This is a genomic window from Halosegnis longus, assembly GCF_009663395.1.
In the GTDB taxonomy this organism is placed as follows: domain Archaea; phylum Halobacteriota; class Halobacteria; order Halobacteriales; family Haloarculaceae; genus Halosegnis; species Halosegnis longus.
Window position 1 is genome coordinate 176,364 of record NZ_QKNW01000001.1, and the last position, 14,822, is coordinate 191,185.

Here is a 14,822-nt window from a genome sequence, read left to right on the forward strand (position 1 = left end):
CGCGCTGTGAAAAACGCTGTCGGTCGACCCGGTTCGTTAAGCCCTGTCGCGAGTAGAGTCGACGTATGGAGTATCTCGCCTTCGCGCTGGCGTGGCCCCGGTTCATCGACAAGCCGCTTCGCGAGGCGAAACGCGAGGCGCTCACCGACCACGTCGCCCCGCTGTTCGACGCGCTCGAACTCGACGGCGACATCGAACACTGGTCACACAGCTTCTGGGGCGGTGACGAACTCGGGACGAAGGTGATTCGCGTCGTCGCCGCGAGCGACGACCCCGAACACGCCGCCGCACAGACCCGGGCCGCCCTGACGAGCTACGACTCCGAACACTACCGCATCGAGGCCCCTCACGAGCCGGAGCGATTCCGCGCCTTCTGGGGAGACGGTCTCGACACGTGGCTGGAGGCGCGGGCGCGACTGTCGTCGCTGTCGGTCGCGGCTATCGAGGAGGAACTCGGCAAGCCGCTCGCGTGGCACGCCCGACAGAACCGGCCGGGCCACATCTGGGCGAACCAGCTCGGTCTGACCTACATGGACGAGGCGTCGGTGTACGCTCGCCTCGCCGACGGCTATCTCGAACAGCTCCCGCTGGAGAACGCCGACGAGGAGACGAAGGCCGCGATGGCGAAGGTACGCGACCACCTCGGCGAAGCAATCGACGGGCTACCGGAGCTGGGTTAACGCCACTCGTACACCCACCAGCTGAGTCCCAACAGCAGGACGCCGAAGCCGAGCGTCGTCGTCGCCGGCTCGGGGAAGATGACGAGTGCAGCGCCCGCGGCGATGAGCGTCGACGGTGCGAGTTCGCCGGTGTACCCTCGTGGTGCCATGTTCGAGCGGGCGGACGCGAGCCTGAAAATAGTGTGTGGGGGAGGCCGCGAGGATTATGGGTCCCCCGTTCCAAACTCGGGCATGTACACTGGGCAGACGGAACAGCCCTGCTGTCTCTGTGACGACCCCGAGACGGCCCACCGTATCGATATCTTCCCGCGGGCCGTCCAACTACTGAAAAACAGCGGCCCAATCGCGTGGCGCGACATCGAGGGCGAAGTCTCCTTGCACTTCTGTGAGAGCGACTGGGAGGTCGTCCGCGAACTCGTCTTGGAGATGGGGATGCTCCCCCTGGGACGGTGTAACGCCGCCCGCGCGTCGATGGTGTTCCGCGAGGACTTCGAGGCGCTGCTCAACGACGTGCGCGACGAACCGAACCAGACGCCGCTGGAGCGTCGCAAGCGCGAGCAGGCCGAGGAACACGTCGCAGAGTACCCCGATAGCAACGTCAGCGAGCGCGACCTCGTGGAGGCGCGGATCATCCTCGATGCGCTCAAAGAGTTGGGCGTAGACGAACAGCGCGCCGAGCCGTAGCGTTCGTCGTTATCGAGAGATCACAGACGCGAAGTCGGAGGAAGATGAGCAAGTAGTTCCACAGAAGCGAGATATGTGGTAAAGATACTTATTTCGTGACACATAACCACGAGTATGTCAGTGGAAACCGACGCGAACGGTCGCCTGTATCTCTCCTCGGAGATGCGCGAAAAGTACGGCGAGCGGTTTCACATCGTCGAGTACGAGGATAGAATCGAACTCATTCCGATTGATGACGACCCGCTGGAGGCAGTTCGTGAGGCTGCAGGCGACGCGTTCGACGACAAGTCGGTGGAGACCCTCCGCCGAGAGGCACGCGAACAGGCGGCCGAAGACGCCACAGCAGGCTTCGAGCGCGAGCGCGACGAGTCCAGTGAGGGCGAGTCGTGACGACGTACGTCGAAACAGATGTTGTGTTGGCACTCACCAAGGAGTCAGACTGGCTCAAGGAGCAAGCAGAACAGGCACTCGACGAATACGACCTCGTTACGGCTCCGTACACGTATCTCGAACTGCTCCTCATCCACGAACGCCACGAGTACGATTACACCGCGTTGATATCGAATATGCTTGAACTGGTTCCGGTCAACAGCGATGAAGACCACCAAGTCGTCCTGAAGGCTGTTCGCTACTTCGAGGAAGGGATGACAGCGTTCGACGCGTTCCACGCGGCGACGGCCGAGGGTCACGGCTATCGGATTCTCGGCTCGGACAGCGCCTACGACGATATTGACGTGGAACGAATACCACTAGAGCCAGACGGATAGTCAGTCCGCAGTCCCGGTCTCCAGATACGCCTCGTTCACGGTCCACTCGCCGTCCTCCTCGACCAGATACTCGCCGTAGTAGGGAACGCGATTGGCGACCGTCTCGCGGAACGTCTCGCGCATCTCGGCGTTCGTCTCGCCGAGCGGCCGGTGGTCGTCGTGGCGGTTGAGACACCCCTTGAGCTTGCCGTCGTGGGTGACGCGCACCCGGTGGCAGTTAGCACAGAAGTCGCGGTTCCCGACGGGGTCGACGATTTCGACGAGTCCTTCGTCGCTCTCTCCGTCGATATGGTAGCGCCGGCGGTCGTGCATCTCGCGGTGTTCGACGCGGGCGGCTTGCTCTTCGAGCCAGTCGTGCACCCGGTCGATGTCGATTGCCCACTCGGGGTGCCCGGCAATTTCGGGCATATACTCGATGAGCTGGAGCCGAAGCCCGTCCGTGTTCGCCACGCGGTCGACCATCTCGGGGACGTAGCCGGCCGTCTGCTCGAAGACCACCATGTTCAGCTTCACGGGCGCGAGTCCGGCATCGAGCGCCGCGTCGACGCCGTCGATGACCGACTCGTAGGCTCCAGACTGCGTGAGTTCGCGGAAGGCGTCGGGGTCGAGCGTGTCCTGTGAGATGTTGACCCGCGAAAGTCCGGCCTCGCGGAGCGTCTCTGCCCGGCCGGGGAGAAAGGTCCCGTTCGTCGTGAGCGAGGTCGTCATCGAGTCGGGGGTCCGGCGGACGATTTCCTCCAGGTCACGCCGGAGCATCGGCTCGCCGCCGGTGAACTTCACCGAGTCGATGCCGAACTCGGCGGCGACTTCGAGGGTCCGGACGACCGCGTCGGTGCTCATTTCGGCGTCGCTGGGGTCGAGGGGGCCGCGCGTGTCACCGAGTCCTTCGTTGTGACAGTAAACGCAGTCGAAGTTACACCGGTCGGTGAGCGAGACGCGGAGTCCGGATACCTCGCGGTCGAAATCGTCCGACAACACGGACGCAGAAAGTGGTGGGAGCTACTTAGCTTCGCCGTCGTTACTCCTCGTCGTCCTCGTCGCTCTCCTCGTCGGGCGCGAGACCGTTCCCCTCAATCATCTCGTGGAGTTCGGCGTCCGATACGGAGCGGAACCCGTCGCCGCTCACGATAGATGCGCTCATGCCCTCGGATTCGAGACCGCCCTCGCTGGCGTCTTCGAGCGCGTGGAGCGCGAGTTCGAGCGCGCCGTCGGCGTCGGTGTCGCCCTCGTACTCGGCCTCGAGATACCCCTGAATCTTCTCGGAGTTCCCCCCGATGGCGACGGCCTCCCACTCGTACGGGGTGCCGGACGGGTCGGTCTCGAACAGGTGCGGGCTGCCGTCCTCGTCGATACCGCCGACGAGCAGGGCCGCGCCGAACGGGCGCGCGCCGCCGGCCTGGGTGTACTCCTGAATGTAGCCCGTAATCTCCTTCGTCAGCGCCTCGATACCGGCGTCTTCACCGAATCGGAGCCGCTCGACCTGCGCCTGTCGGCGCGCAACGTCGACGAGCTGGCGGGCGTCGGCGACGTGACCGGCGCTCGCGACGCCGACGTGGTCATCGACTTTGTGAATCTTCTCGATACTGTCTGCGACCTGTAGCGACGAGCGGAGCCGCCCGCTGGCGACGAAGACGACACCCGCGTCGTCGTCGTTCTCGTAGCGGATACCGATGCTCGGCGAGCCGCGCTTGATTGCTTCACGCGCGTACTCGACCTGATACAGTCGCCCGTCGGGGCTGAAGATGTTCGTCCCGCGGTCGTACGCCTGCTGTTGTGAGTTTCCTTGCATGATTAGAGTTCCTCCGCAGAGAGTTCCTCGCGCTCGATACCCTCACTCGTAATGTGCGCGACGAGCGCGCCGTTGCCGGACGCGGTGTCGCGTGCGCTCGCTGCCTTCACCGCCTTCAGCGCGGCCTCCTCGGCCTCGTCCATGCTCATGCCGTCCTCGTACTCGCCTTCGAGCACGCCGTAGGCCATCTGCATCCCGGAGCCGGTCGCGCCGTAGGTGTCTTCCATGAGCCCGCCGGCCGGGTCGAGCGAGTAGAGGTGGCCGCCCGACTCGTCGACGCCGCCCAACAGCGGGACGACGCGCATCCCGCGGATGGCGTTGGCCGCCGTGGTCGAGAGCGCCTCCATGCTCATCTCCTTGCCGCGGCGCGTCTCGTACAGGCTGGTCTGGGCCTGCAGTTGGTCGGCGAAGTTCTGGCCCGCGCCGACGCTGCCGGAGATGGTGATGGCCGCCGACGGGTGAATCTCGATGATTTTGTCGGCGTTCTTGTTCGAGACGAACCGGCCGCCGAGACTCGCCCGGCGGTCGGTGGCGAGCACGACCCCCTCGTCGGCGACGATGCCGACCGTGGTCGTGCCGGTCTTGAATTCCTCGGGGGTACTCTCGGATGTACCCTTACCTGAAGTGAATCCTTCCATACTCACCCACTAGGAGGGGGGCCTTCATATACTCTTTCGAATATCCGGATTCGCCCGCTGACAAAAGGGCTATACGCGCTGATGGGAGGTGCCCGAGGTTAAGTGGTCGCCGGGCGAACCACCTGTATGGCAATCGACCCGCAGTTCGAGCAGTCACGAGAGGTGGTCGAGGAACACGACGGACACCGCGTGTGGGGACCAGTCGAGGAGCCCGAGGAGCTGGGCATCCACGGCACCCACGTCGCCGTCGACTTCGATATCTGTCTGGAGGACGGCGCGTGTCTGGAGGACTGTCCCGTCGACGTGTTCGAGTGGGTCGACACGCCGGGCCACCCCGAGTCCGAGCGCAAGGCCGACCCCGCGAACGAGTCGCAGTGTATCGACTGTATGCTGTGTGTTGACGTGTGTCCCGTCGACGCCATCGACGTGGACCCCGGCCGAGAGAACCGCATCTGAGCGCGGAGATACTGTTTTCACTCTCGGAACCCTCTCTCGGGTATGACCGCGCCGACTCGTGTCGTCTACGCTGGGACGACGGCTGAGAGCCCTCCCGAGGGTGTTACCGACGCGTTCGACGTGGAGGTCGCGACCGAACACGACGCCGTCATCACCGCGGTGGCGACCGCCGACTGTCTCGTCGTCGCCGACATCGACTCGCCGCTCTCGCTCGTCGCGTCCGTGCGCACGGTGTCGTCGCTGCCCGTCGTCCTCTACGGCGACGGCGACGAGCGGTTCGTCAGCGACGCCGTCTCCGTCGGCATCAGCGAGTACGTCGCCCGGAGCCGCGACGGCGACGCGGCGAGACTGGCGACAGCGATAGCCGACGTCGTCGCCGACAGACTGGGGACGGCGCTGCTCCAGACCGCCCTCGACCGCTCGCCAATCGGGACGCTCATCCTCGACAGCGAGCGCCGAATCACGTGGGCGAACGACGCCGTCTGTGACTACTTCGGCCTCGACCGCGAGACGATTGTCGGGCGGTCGAAGCCGGAGCTCCTGCGGGAGGATATGGCCGACGTGCTCGCGCCGGGCCAGACGTTGACGCGCGACGTGCTGGCCAGCTACGACGCCGGCGAGGATATCGAGCGCTTGGAGCTACACGTCACGGGAGGGTCGGTCCCCGAGCGGTGGCTGGACTACTGGAGCATCCGGCTCACACCGGGAGACCAGCCCAGCCCCCGCGTCGAGCAGTTCTACGACATCACCGAGCGCAAGCGGCTCGAAGCCGAACTCTCCTCGGAGCTCGACGCGCTCGAACAGCTCTATGAGGTGTCGGCGAGCGACCGACCGTTCCGCGAGAAGGTGACCGAGCTGCTCGAATACGGCACGGAGCGGATGGACGCGAGCATCGGAGCACTCAATCAGATCGACGGCGACGTACAGCGGAACGTCGTGGCCGTCGGCGACGGCGCGGCGTCGATACCAACCGTGACGCCGGCCAACGAGGCGTTCTGTCGCCGGACCGTCGAGAGCGACGGTCTCGTCGCGGCCAAGAACACCGCCGACGAGTTCGGCGACGACACGGCCGTCGAGCGGTGGGGAGCAGTCTGTTACATCGGCGGCAAGGTCGTCGTTGACGGCGAGCCGTTCGGGTCGCTGTGTTTCATGGACGGCGAACCCAAGAGCCGGGAGTTCTCCGCGTTCGACGAGACGTTCGTCCGCCTGCTCGCGCGGTGGGTGAGCTACGAGCTAGAGCGCGAACAGGCTGCCGCGGAGCTGGCGCGGGAAAACGAGCGGCTCGAACGGTTCGCGTCGGTCGTGAGCCACGACCTCCGGTCCCCGCTGTCGGTGGCGACGGGCTACATGCAGATGGCCTACGAAGACGGCGACGAGGACGCCTACGAGCGCGTCGTCAACTCGCTCGAACGCATGGACGACATCATCGACGACGTGCTGGCGGTGACGCGCCAGGGCGGCGAGGTGACGGACCCGACGACGGTCGACCTCGCCGCCCTCGCGCGGAGTGCGTGGGAGGTGACTGACGCCGACGCCGCGACGCTCACAGCCGACTCCGTCACCGTCGAGGGTGACGCCGACCGGCTCCAGCGGCTGTTCGAGAACCTCTTTCGCAACGCCGTCGAGCACGGCGGCGCGACGGAGATACGCGTGGGGCCCCTCGACGACGAGGACGGCTTCTACGTCGAGGACGACGGCTCCGGCATCCCGGCCGAGGACCGCGAGCAGGTGTTCGACGACGGCTTCACCACCTCCGACAGCGGAACGGGGTTCGGACTCGCCATCGTGAAGGCCGCCGCCGAGGCCCACGGCTGGGAGCCGTCGGTCACCGAGAGCGCGTCCGGCGGGGCGCGCTTCGAGTTCACGCCGCGGACGAGCAGCATCTACGCCTGATACCGGGCGCGTTCGCGGGCGACCGTCTCCGTGCCGTACGCGTCGAGTAGCGTTTTCATCGCCTCGCCGAACGCGAGCGCACACTGCCGAGTGGAGACGTAGTCGAGGTCGTCTGCGACCTCTTCCCACGGGCGACACTGGAGCGCCTTCGCGACGAGCAGTGCGGCATCGTCGCCTGTCACGACCCCGTCCGCGAGTCCACGGAGCGCGAGCGTCTGGAACGGTCGCGGGGCGAAGTCGTAGTGGCCCGGGCCGTAGGCGGCCGCGGCGACGGCACGCCACTCCCGCTGCGTCAAATCGAGCGAGAACTCGCCGTCGACGGCCCGAAGCGTTCCGGCGACGATGGCCGGCTCACACCCGGCGAGCCCGTCAGCGAGCACGGAGCCGATGCGCCGGCGGAACCACCGGTCGTTGCGCGCGAGCAGGTCGTCGCCGGCCTCGGTCAGCGGGTGAACCAACAGCGTCGAGTGTTCGCCGGAGCGGTCGTTGCGCGTCGTGGACAGGTGGACCGTCCGGTAGCCGGCCGCCCGCCAGAACCGGAGCAGCGGCGGGGTCGCACCGAAGCCGACGCCGAGATAATCGAAGGGACCGCCCGCTCGTTCGTGACGGACGGCGAGCGGGTCGCGGGCGTCGGTGTTGCCGGCGTGGGGTGCGCTCGTCCCGGCGGTCGAGAACTCCTCGCGAATCGAATCGAGGAGCTTGGTACCGAGCCCAGCGTCGCGAGCGCGTTCGTGGACGGCGATGCGAACGACGCGAAGCCCGCGCGGCAGTCCGGCCTCGGGGTCGCGAAGTTGCGAGGTGAGCAGGTCCGGCAGCATGTTGCCGGGGACGCGCTCGCCCTCGTACATCCGTTCACAGCGGCCGGGCGAGAGTCCACCCTCCCACCCGAGGAGGGCGACGGCGACGACGTGGCCCTCGTGGCGGAGCGCGCGCACGGTGAGATTCGGCCCGTCGAGCAGTCGGGCGAGGTCGTCCGGCTCCGTCCGGTAGTGGGCGGCCACGAGCAGCCCGAACGTCTCGCGCAACAGGTGTTCGTCTGCGAGCAGCGCGTCCGGGTGAGTTTGAACGTACTCGGTCGTCTCCGGGGTTGCATCCGCAACGAGCGGGGCGACCGGCGGACGGGCGTCGAAACACAGCGCCCGGAACGCCCACACCTCGATTGGGTCACAGGGCGCGTACCGAATCGGGTCGGCGAGGGTCGGCTCCGAAATCGTGCGGTCGGTGTCGCGGAGCCAGTCGCGAAAGCGCACGTCGAAGCCGCGACCGGCCCCCTCGTACCCGTGGACGGTGGTGGTGAACGCGATCGGAACCTCGGTCTCGACGAGCGACTGGAGGATTCGAACGGGGACGGCGGCGGCCTCGTCCACCAGAATCACATCTGCCGTCTCGTCGTCAACAGCCTCCGGCGGTGGGGCGTACCTGATTCGCCCGTTCGTTGCGAGCACGGGGTGTTCTGCGGGGCGGTCGCGGAACGCGTCGAGGCTCCGGAGCGTCGTCTCGGCGCGGTCGAACACCTCGGCGGCGTTCTGGTAGCCCGGTGCGGTGACGAGCACCTCGTTTCCCTCGGCAGCGAGGGCAGCGGCGGCGAGTCCGGCGGCGGCGGATTTCCCGCGCCCGCGGTCGGCCTCCACGACGACGACACCGTCCGGGTCGCGCAGCGCCTCTAGCGCGTGGACGGCGTCGCGCTGGTCGGCCGTGAGACACGCCTCGTACACCGCCGCCGGGAAGTCGTGGGCGTCGGGAACGTCGGGAGCCGGGGTCGGTCGACGCGGAGCCGGGTGAGTACGCCCGTCAGCCGCCCACGTCTCGGCGTCGGCGTCGTAGACGGCGATACCGCGGTGGGCGCGCATCGTCGCGGCGAGTCGCTCGCGGAACCGACCGGTCACGTCCGCCCGCTCGAAGGGGGGTATCGCGAGCCGTTCGGTGAAGCTATCGTCGGTCGTCGGCCACGCGTCGAGCGGCGGGGCGAGCACGAGCAGGAGTCCGCCGCCGTCGACGGCACCGACGGCGCGGCCGAGGGCGTTCGGCCGGCAGCTATCGTGACAGTCCGCGACGACGGCCTCGCGGGTGCGCCCGAGCAAGTCGTCGGAGCTATCGGTGCGCAGATGCTCGGCCGGACAAATGTCGCCGTCGCTGAGACAGGTGGTGTCGGTACCGTCGATGTCGGCGGCTTCGAGAACCCGGCGAGCCGCGGCGTAGCAGTGCTCACGCGACCCGTGGACGAGGAGCGCCCGGCGCTCGTTCGTCGTCCGGGCTTCCTCACGTAGTGCGCGCACGGTCGCGTCCATACCCGTGAACGGGCGAGCGAGCCGAAAGCCGGTTTCGGTACGGTCAAGGGGGCCCCGCGTGGAGACGGGTGCATGGAGACACGACAGTGGACGCTGGCCTCGCGGCCGACGGGAGAACCGACGATAGAGAACTTCGAACTGCAGAGCGTGGAGCTGGACGACCCAGGTCAGGGCGAGGTGCTGGTCCACACCCTGTATCAGTCCGTGGACCCCTACATGCGCGGCCGGATGCGAGACGCCGAGAGCTACGCCGACCCGTGGGAGGTCGGGGACCCGATGCGCGCCGCGGTCGTCGGTGAGGTCGTCGAGTCTGCCCACCCGCAGTTCGAGCAGGGCGACGTGGTGCAGGCCGAGGAGGGGTTGTGGGCCGAACACGCCGTCCTCGACGGCGACAGCCTCCGTCCCGCACGGACGGGCGCGGCCCCGGTCTCGACCGCACTCGGCGTGCTCGGGATGCCGGGCGTGACGGGCTACTGGGGGATTCTCGACGTCGGCTCCCCACAGCCGGGCGACACGGTCGTCGTCAGCGCGGCCGCCGGCGCGGTCGGCAGCGTCGTCGGACAGGTCGCCAAGCTCGGTGGGTGTGACGTGGTCGGCATCGCCGGCGCGGACGAGAAGCTGGAGTGGCTCACCGAGGACCTCGGCTTCGACGCGGCAATCAACTACAAGACGGAGAACGTCCACAAGCGCCTGCGCGAAGAGACCGACGGCGTCGACGTCTACTTCGACAACGTCGGCGGCGAGGTGACCGACGCGGTGTGGGACCTGCTGAACGTCCGCGCCCGCGTCGTCGTCTGTGGCCAGATTGCGCTGTACAACGCGACGGAGGTGCCGACCGGGCCGCGAAAGCTCGCGAAGCTCATCGAGACGCGCGCGACGGTCGAGGGCGTGCTCGTGCGCGACTACGGTCCCGAGCAGTGGGGCGAGGCGCTCCAGCAGCTGGGCGAGTGGGTCGCGACCGGCGAGGTCGACTACCGCGAGAACGTGGTCGACGGGTTCGAGAACGCGCCCGACGCGTTCCTCGGCTTGTTCGAGGGGGTCAACATCGGCAAGCAGGTCGTGAAGGTGAGCGACGCCGAGTACGCCGATATCTGACGAACGGCCGTGCGACAGCGGCCCACAGCCGGCCGCGTTCGGACACCCTTTTATGCTCGCGTTCGGTATGACAGGCTACAGCCGACACGCAGTTGTGATGCCCCTAGCCAAGGATTAACGCGGTACGGGAAACTGTGCCGTAGACCCACTCGGGTCGAGGCGGGGGGGTGCGAGCTGACGTGTCGGAGGTGACCACACACATGCCAGTATACGTAGACTACGACGTTCCTGCAGACCTCGAAGACGACGCCCTCGCGGCGCTCGAGGTTGCACGGGACACAGGCGCGGTGAAGAAGGGTACGAACGAAACGACGAAGGCAGTCGAGCGCGGCAACGCCGAGCTCGTCTTTGTCGCAGAGGATGTCTCCCCGGAGGAGGTCGTGATGCACCTCCCCGAGATTGCGGGCGAGCGTGACATCCCACACATCTTCGTCGAGACACAGGACGACCTCGGACACGCGGCCGGGCTGTCGGTCGGCTCCGCCGCCGCCGCCATCACGGACGCAGGCGAGGCCGTCAACGACGTCGAGGATATCACCTCGAAGGTCGAGGAGCTGAACTAAGCCCATGTCGGCAGAAGAGACTGAGAGCGACGCCACGTCCGCCGAGGTCATCGAGGTCGTCGGAAAGACCGGGATGCACGGCGAGGCGATGCAGGTAAAGTGCCGCATCAAGGAGGGTGAGAATCAGGGCCGCATCATCACGCGGAACTGTCTCGGTCCCGTCCGCGTCGGTGATGTGGTGCAACTGCGCGAAACCGCCCGAGAGGCGGACTCCATCGGAGGTCAGTAATGCCACGAACGCGAGAATGTGATTTCTGTGGCGCGGACATCGAACCCGGCACGGGGACGATGCTCGTGCTCAACGACGGTAGCACACACCACTTCTGCTCGGCGAAGTGCGAGAAGAACGTCGACCTCGGGCGCGAAGCCCGCGACCTCGAGTGGACCGAGTCCGGTCAGCGCCAGTCCGGCCCGCAGACGACCCAGCCGGAGCCGGAACCGGTCGAAGAGGTCGAGGACGCTGACGAGGAGGCTGAAGCGACCGAGGACGCCGAAACCGAGGCGTCCGAGGAGTCGGACGAATCCGACACCGAGGAATCGGAGGCCGAAGCTGAGGAAGCTGAGGAAGCCGAGGAAGCCGCTGCCGACGAGGAGGACGACGAGGAATGAGCCACCACGACGAGCGGACGTTCGTGATGGTCAAGCCCGACGGCGTCCAGCGCGGTCTCATCGGCGACATCGTCTCCCGGTTCGAGGACCGCGGGCTGAAGCTGGTCGGCGGGAAGTTCATGGAGATCGACGAGGAGCTCGCCCACGAGCACTACGGTGAACACGAGGACGAGCCGTTCTTCGACGGACTCGTCGAGTTCATCACCTCCGGCCCCGTCTTCGCGATGGTCTGGGAGGGTGCCGACGCGACCCGACAGGTCCGCAACATGATGGGCGAGACCGACCCGGCCGACTCCGCGCCGGGCACCATCCGCGGTGACTTCGGTCTCGACCTCGGTCACAACGTCATCCACGGCTCCGACCACGAGGACGAGGGAGCCAACGAACGAGAGATCGACCTCTTCTTCGACGAGGAGGAACTCGTCGACTACACGCTCGACGCGGCGGCGTGGGTCTACGAGGACGAAGACCACTGAATCGGCGACTCCTCTTTCGGTTTCGCGGCGTGAGCCACAGCTTTTCGTGTCAGTAGCCACAACTGTCGAATATGGGCAAAGAGCTACTCACGATACTGTCGGGCATCGTTCAGATACTGCTGCCGCGGCGCGTGCTCGCCGTCGCCGGCAAGGTACTGCTCGCTGGATACGAGAACCCCGAGGACCTCAAGCCAAAGGAGTGGTACGTGAAGGCCGTCCGCGTACAGGGACTCGTTACGGTGCTCGTCGGCCTGCTCGGCCTGGCGAAGAAGAAAAAACAGGCGCGTGGCGGTGCAGAGAAGGACGAAGCCGAGGCCTAATCGCGGCAACAGCTATTTTTGCTCGCTCTCGTGAACGTGACACGTGAGCAAGAATATCGTCCGGTAGCCGAGACCCCGGTCGACCGACGCGCTCGCCCGTCGGTCGACGCCGGAACCAAGAGTATTAATATCGTTGACAGCAATGATGAGGGCGACTGACATTGGACCACCTGCACGACGCAGCCACACAGCAGCCGGAGGTTTGTTTTTCTCGCGGTCCGGAGCAGTCAGTCGTCGATGCCGCCTGTCGCGTATCGGACGGCCAGAGAGCCGGTGCTGTTGGTCCACTGACGGGGGTGACCACTCGTGAGTGACGGCAACGACAGCGTACGACGGTTCACCGAGTCGTGGGACGGACCGACGACAGATATCGAAATCGAGTCCGTCGCGGTCGACCAACTCACGGCGGGAGACCACATCGTCGTCTCGCCGGGTGAGCGGATTCCGCGCGCCGGCAGACTCATCGCCGTCGACGGGAGCGATGACAGAGCGCCGGCGTTCACGGCCGTCGGCGAGACGTGCCGCGTCGAGACCGACGAGGGCGTCGAGTCTCGGTCGGTCGGGAGCCGAGTCGCGGCAGGCGAGTCAGTGCGCGACCGGACGGTCATCGTCGAGGTCGGTCGTGGAGGGGTGGCGACGCTGCTACCGACGGGGGCGCTCGGATTCTCCGGCCGGCTCGGCGGGCGTATCGCCGTCGTCACGCTCGTCGTGCTCATCACGCTCGCAGGGGCTGGCGTGGGTGCAATCAGCATGTTCGGAGGGGGAGGCGGGGGCGACCCCGTCGGCCCCGGAACTCCGACCGAGACACCGCCAGCACCGGAGGTGACAGTCACGCCACCGGGAACGGCGACGCCCGAGTCGTCAGAGACGCCCACTCCGCCTGAGGAAACACCGACGGGACCGACATCAGGAAGTGACGCGCCGACGGCGACCGCAACCCCTGGAACGGATACGCCGACGGGGACGGCCACGCCGACAGCCTCGCCGACGCCGACAGCTACGTCCACCAGCGGCGGGAACACGGGTGGAGACAGTGGAACCGACGACGCCCAGCCGCCGCGCGTCAGCGTGGACGCCGAGGCCGGCGACCCACCGGCGTACCAGGCTGCTGATGGCCGGGTTTCGTCCGTCTCGGGGACGGTTAGCGGGAGCGTGTCGTGGTCCGGTGTCGACGCCGACAGCGTCGTCATCGTCGTCCAGACGTGGCTCCCCGGCGCGGGCTGGGCAGAAGTGGAACGGGTGACGGTGTCGGGGGCTGCACTCGACGGCGGGACCGTCGACCTCGAAACCGCTCTCGGGAGCGTCGAGTACGCCGACGCGGCCCGGACGGGCGGCTTAACGAACCCCGACCCGGGAACGACGGCCACCCGAACTGGCCGGGTCGCGGTGACGGCGGTCGCGTTCGCCGACGGCGCTGAGGCCGCGCGCACGACCGTCGAAGACGAGTTCGAGACGACAGTCGAACACGTCGAGTTCGACCTCGCCCTCGGCTCGGCGTCGGGTGACGGCGGGTCGTTCTCCTTCGACGGAGGGGCGACGGATGCGCTGACGCCCGGCCAGCGAGTCGCCCTCGTCGGAAATCTCACGAACACCGGGGAGATGGCCGGACAGCTTTCGATCGCCCGCGTGAACGTGACCGACTTCGAGAACGGGCAGACAGCACCCGAACGGGCGGTGGATTCGACCGGCGGGGACCCCGGTGTCGGTGCGGGTGAGCTGTCCGAAGCGCTCGAAGTTCGGGTTCTCGTGCGCGACGGGGACGGCGAGACGAGCTACGCTCTCGGCGGCGAGGACAGCTACGTCCCGCTGTCGGCGCTGACGGACGGAGAGACGGCACTCGGGACGCTCGATGCGGGAGAGACGGCAGAGCTGACCGTCGAGATGCGCGTCCCGCCGGACGTGGGCAACGAGATACAGACGGACTCCGTCGACATCGACTTGGCGTTCGCGTTGACGAGTGCGTAACCCCACCCGTCTGTGTCTCGCCCGACGAGCCAGGAATCACACTCGGCGGTGACCCGCGGCCGAGCGGCGAGGGGAGTGTTTACGTTCCCGCCGTTGGGAGACACGGACATGACCGACTCCAGTTCCGGTTCCTCGCGCGTCTCCGTCTCGACCGAGGGACAGAGTCCGTCGCTCGTCGTTCGTGCGGTGTACTTCCTGCTCGTCGGGTGGTGGGCGAGTGGCGTCTGGCTGAGCGTCGCGTGGCTGTTGAATCTCACCATCATTCTGATGCCGGTCGGGATCAAGATGATAAACTACGTCCCGAAGGTCGTCTCGCTCAAAAATCGGACCATCGAGATGGAGACGCTCACCGACGAGGACGGAACCACCACCGTCTCACAGCGGTCCAGAGACCAACACTCGCTGCTCGTCCGGGGCGTCTACTTCCTGCTCGTCGGCTGGTGGGCAAGCGGCGTCTGGATGTCGGTCGCGTGGGTCGCCTCGGTCTCCATCGTCGGGCTTCCCGTCGCGGTGTGGATGTACAGCCGTCTGCCGTACGTCGTCTCGCTGTACCGGTACTGAGATTCAGCAGGGTTCACGCCGAGAGAACATTCCCGAAA

19 protein-coding genes are annotated in these 14,822 nt (G+C 66.9%); 14 read left to right on the forward strand and 5 right to left on the reverse strand.

All coding sequences use genetic code 11. The features are described 5' to 3' along the window. Positions 1–65 precede the first annotated feature (65 nt). Positions 66–680: a hypothetical protein gene (locus DM818_RS00875; protein WP_123124000.1), complete on the forward strand. Its 615-nt coding sequence runs from the start codon at positions 66–68 to the stop codon at positions 678–680. On the opposite strand, the gene DM818_RS14855 is transcribed toward DM818_RS00875, so the two are convergent. Continuing rightward, positions 677–829: a hypothetical protein gene (locus DM818_RS14855; protein WP_172977269.1), complete on the reverse strand. Its 153-nt coding sequence runs from the start codon at positions 827–829 to the stop codon at positions 677–679. The genes DM818_RS00875 and DM818_RS14855 overlap by 4 nt on opposite strands. An 82-nt stretch (positions 830–911) precedes the next feature. Between DM818_RS14855 and DM818_RS00880 the strand changes: the two genes are divergently transcribed. The 3 genes from DM818_RS00880 to DM818_RS00890 all read left to right on the forward strand — a co-directional run bounded on the left by DM818_RS00880 (position 912) and on the right by DM818_RS00890 (position 2,131). Next, positions 912–1,364 (forward strand): hypothetical protein, encoded by a 453-nt coding sequence (locus tag DM818_RS00880; protein WP_123123999.1) that lies wholly within the window; start codon positions 912–914, stop codon positions 1,362–1,364. A 114-nt stretch (positions 1,365–1,478) separates the two neighbouring features. Next, a complete protein-coding gene (locus DM818_RS00885; RefSeq protein WP_123123998.1) occupies positions 1,479–1,754 on the forward strand; it encodes an AbrB/MazE/SpoVT family DNA-binding domain-containing protein in 276 nt (91 codons plus the stop codon). Then, positions 1,751–2,131, forward strand: coding sequence for a PIN domain-containing protein (locus DM818_RS00890; RefSeq protein WP_123123997.1), 381 nt, complete (start codon positions 1,751–1,753; stop codon positions 2,129–2,131). The genes DM818_RS00885 and DM818_RS00890 overlap by 4 nt, the downstream gene beginning before the upstream one ends. On the opposite strand, the gene moaA is transcribed toward DM818_RS00890, so the two are convergent. Genes moaA through DM818_RS00905 form a run of 3 tightly spaced genes read right to left on the reverse strand, consistent with a single transcriptional unit; the run spans position 2,132 to position 4,558 of the window. Beyond that, positions 2,132–3,109 carry a GTP 3',8-cyclase MoaA gene (gene moaA, locus DM818_RS00895; RefSeq protein ID WP_123123996.1) on the reverse strand — a complete coding sequence of 326 codons (978 nt, stop codon included), beginning with the start codon at positions 3,107–3,109 and terminating at the stop codon, positions 2,132–2,134. Between the two features lie 40 nt (positions 3,110–3,149). Beyond that, positions 3,150–3,920, reverse strand: coding sequence for an archaeal proteasome endopeptidase complex subunit alpha (locus DM818_RS00900; protein WP_075936125.1), 771 nt, complete (start codon positions 3,918–3,920; stop codon positions 3,150–3,152). Between the two features lie 2 nt (positions 3,921–3,922). Next, positions 3,923–4,558, reverse strand: a complete 636-nt coding sequence (locus DM818_RS00905) for a proteasome subunit beta (RefSeq protein WP_075936124.1) — start codon at positions 4,556–4,558, stop codon at positions 3,923–3,925. A gap of 126 nt (positions 4,559–4,684) precedes the next feature. Between DM818_RS00905 and DM818_RS00910 the strand changes: the two genes are divergently transcribed. Both DM818_RS00910 and DM818_RS00915 read left to right on the forward strand, forming a co-directional pair. After that, complete coding sequence (locus tag DM818_RS00910; RefSeq protein WP_075936123.1) at positions 4,685–5,014, forward strand: 4Fe-4S dicluster domain-containing protein; 330 nt, start codon at positions 4,685–4,687, stop codon at positions 5,012–5,014. A 42-nt stretch (positions 5,015–5,056) separates the two neighbouring features. Continuing rightward, the gene (locus tag DM818_RS00915) at positions 5,057–6,907 is read left to right on the forward strand and encodes a PAS domain-containing sensor histidine kinase (RefSeq protein WP_079988827.1); all 1,851 of its coding nucleotides are present in this window, start codon (positions 5,057–5,059) and stop codon (positions 6,905–6,907) included. On the opposite strand, the gene tmcA is transcribed toward DM818_RS00915, so the two are convergent. Further along, positions 6,898–9,195, reverse strand: coding sequence for a tRNA(Met) cytidine acetyltransferase TmcA (tmcA, locus tag DM818_RS00920; protein ID WP_075936122.1), 2,298 nt, complete (start codon positions 9,193–9,195; stop codon positions 6,898–6,900). The genes DM818_RS00915 and tmcA overlap by 10 nt on opposite strands. 72 nt (positions 9,196–9,267) lie before the next feature. Here tmcA and DM818_RS00925 point away from each other — a divergent pair, with 72 nt between their 5' ends. The 8 genes from DM818_RS00925 (at position 9,268) to DM818_RS00960 (ending at position 14,784) form a co-directional block, all read left to right on the forward strand. Continuing rightward, positions 9,268–10,290, forward strand: coding sequence for an NADP-dependent oxidoreductase (locus tag DM818_RS00925; RefSeq protein WP_075936121.1), 1,023 nt, complete (start codon positions 9,268–9,270; stop codon positions 10,288–10,290). Between the two features lie 200 nt (positions 10,291–10,490). Next, complete coding sequence (rpl7ae, locus tag DM818_RS00930) at positions 10,491–10,853, forward strand: 50S ribosomal protein L7Ae (RefSeq protein ID WP_075938372.1); 363 nt, start codon at positions 10,491–10,493, stop codon at positions 10,851–10,853. 4 nt (positions 10,854–10,857) lie between these two features. Then, positions 10,858–11,082, forward strand: a complete 225-nt coding sequence (locus tag DM818_RS00935; protein ID WP_075936120.1) for a 30S ribosomal protein S28e — start codon at positions 10,858–10,860, stop codon at positions 11,080–11,082. Next, positions 11,082–11,462, forward strand: a complete 381-nt coding sequence (locus tag DM818_RS00940) for a 50S ribosomal protein L24e (RefSeq protein WP_075936119.1) — start codon at positions 11,082–11,084, stop codon at positions 11,460–11,462. The genes DM818_RS00935 and DM818_RS00940 overlap by 1 nt, the downstream gene beginning before the upstream one ends. Further along, positions 11,459–11,938, forward strand: coding sequence for a nucleoside-diphosphate kinase (gene ndk, locus DM818_RS00945; protein WP_075936118.1), 480 nt, complete (start codon positions 11,459–11,461; stop codon positions 11,936–11,938). The genes DM818_RS00940 and ndk overlap by 4 nt, the downstream gene beginning before the upstream one ends. Positions 11,939–12,009: 71 nt before the next feature. Next, entirely contained in the window at positions 12,010–12,258 is a 249-nt protein-coding gene (locus tag DM818_RS00950; protein ID WP_075936117.1) for a hypothetical protein, read from the forward strand. Between the two features lie 306 nt (positions 12,259–12,564). After that, on the forward strand, positions 12,565–14,223 hold the full coding sequence (locus DM818_RS00955; protein WP_075936116.1) for a hypothetical protein: 1,659 nt from the start codon (positions 12,565–12,567) through the stop codon (positions 14,221–14,223). 108 nt (positions 14,224–14,331) lie between these two features. Continuing rightward, complete coding sequence (locus DM818_RS00960; RefSeq protein WP_075936115.1) at positions 14,332–14,784, forward strand: hypothetical protein; 453 nt, start codon at positions 14,332–14,334, stop codon at positions 14,782–14,784. The last annotated feature ends 38 nt before the right edge of the window (positions 14,785–14,822 follow it).

Bases quoted from the DNA above. Each gene is read 5' to 3' on its own strand.
- DM818_RS00875 (WP_123124000.1), top strand. From the start codon at position 66: ATGGAGTATCTCGCCTTCGCGCTGGCGTGGCCCCGGTTCATCGACAAG.
- DM818_RS14855 (WP_172977269.1), bottom strand. From the start codon at position 829: ATGGCACCACGAGGGTACACCGGCGAACTCGCACCGTCGACGCTCATC.
- DM818_RS00880 (WP_123123999.1), top strand. From the start codon at position 912: ATGTACACTGGGCAGACGGAACAGCCCTGCTGTCTCTGTGACGACCCC.
- DM818_RS00885 (WP_123123998.1), top strand. From the start codon at position 1,479: ATGTCAGTGGAAACCGACGCGAACGGTCGCCTGTATCTCTCCTCGGAG.
- DM818_RS00900 (WP_075936125.1), bottom strand. From the start codon at position 3,920: ATGCAAGGAAACTCACAACAGCAGGCGTACGACCGCGGGACGAACATC.
- DM818_RS00905 (WP_075936124.1), bottom strand. From the start codon at position 4,558: ATGGAAGGATTCACTTCAGGTAAGGGTACATCCGAGAGTACCCCCGAG.
- DM818_RS00910 (WP_075936123.1), top strand. From the start codon at position 4,685: ATGGCAATCGACCCGCAGTTCGAGCAGTCACGAGAGGTGGTCGAGGAA.
- DM818_RS00915 (WP_079988827.1), top strand. From the start codon at position 5,057: ATGACCGCGCCGACTCGTGTCGTCTACGCTGGGACGACGGCTGAGAGC.
- tmcA (WP_075936122.1), bottom strand. From the start codon at position 9,195: ATGGACGCGACCGTGCGCGCACTACGTGAGGAAGCCCGGACGACGAAC.
- DM818_RS00925 (WP_075936121.1), top strand. From the start codon at position 9,268: ATGGAGACACGACAGTGGACGCTGGCCTCGCGGCCGACGGGAGAACCG.
- rpl7ae (WP_075938372.1), top strand. From the start codon at position 10,491: ATGCCAGTATACGTAGACTACGACGTTCCTGCAGACCTCGAAGACGAC.
- DM818_RS00935 (WP_075936120.1), top strand. From the start codon at position 10,858: ATGTCGGCAGAAGAGACTGAGAGCGACGCCACGTCCGCCGAGGTCATC.
- DM818_RS00940 (WP_075936119.1), top strand. From the start codon at position 11,082: ATGCCACGAACGCGAGAATGTGATTTCTGTGGCGCGGACATCGAACCC.
- ndk (WP_075936118.1), top strand. From the start codon at position 11,459: ATGAGCCACCACGACGAGCGGACGTTCGTGATGGTCAAGCCCGACGGC.
- DM818_RS00950 (WP_075936117.1), top strand. From the start codon at position 12,010: ATGGGCAAAGAGCTACTCACGATACTGTCGGGCATCGTTCAGATACTG.
- DM818_RS00960 (WP_075936115.1), top strand. From the start codon at position 14,332: ATGACCGACTCCAGTTCCGGTTCCTCGCGCGTCTCCGTCTCGACCGAG.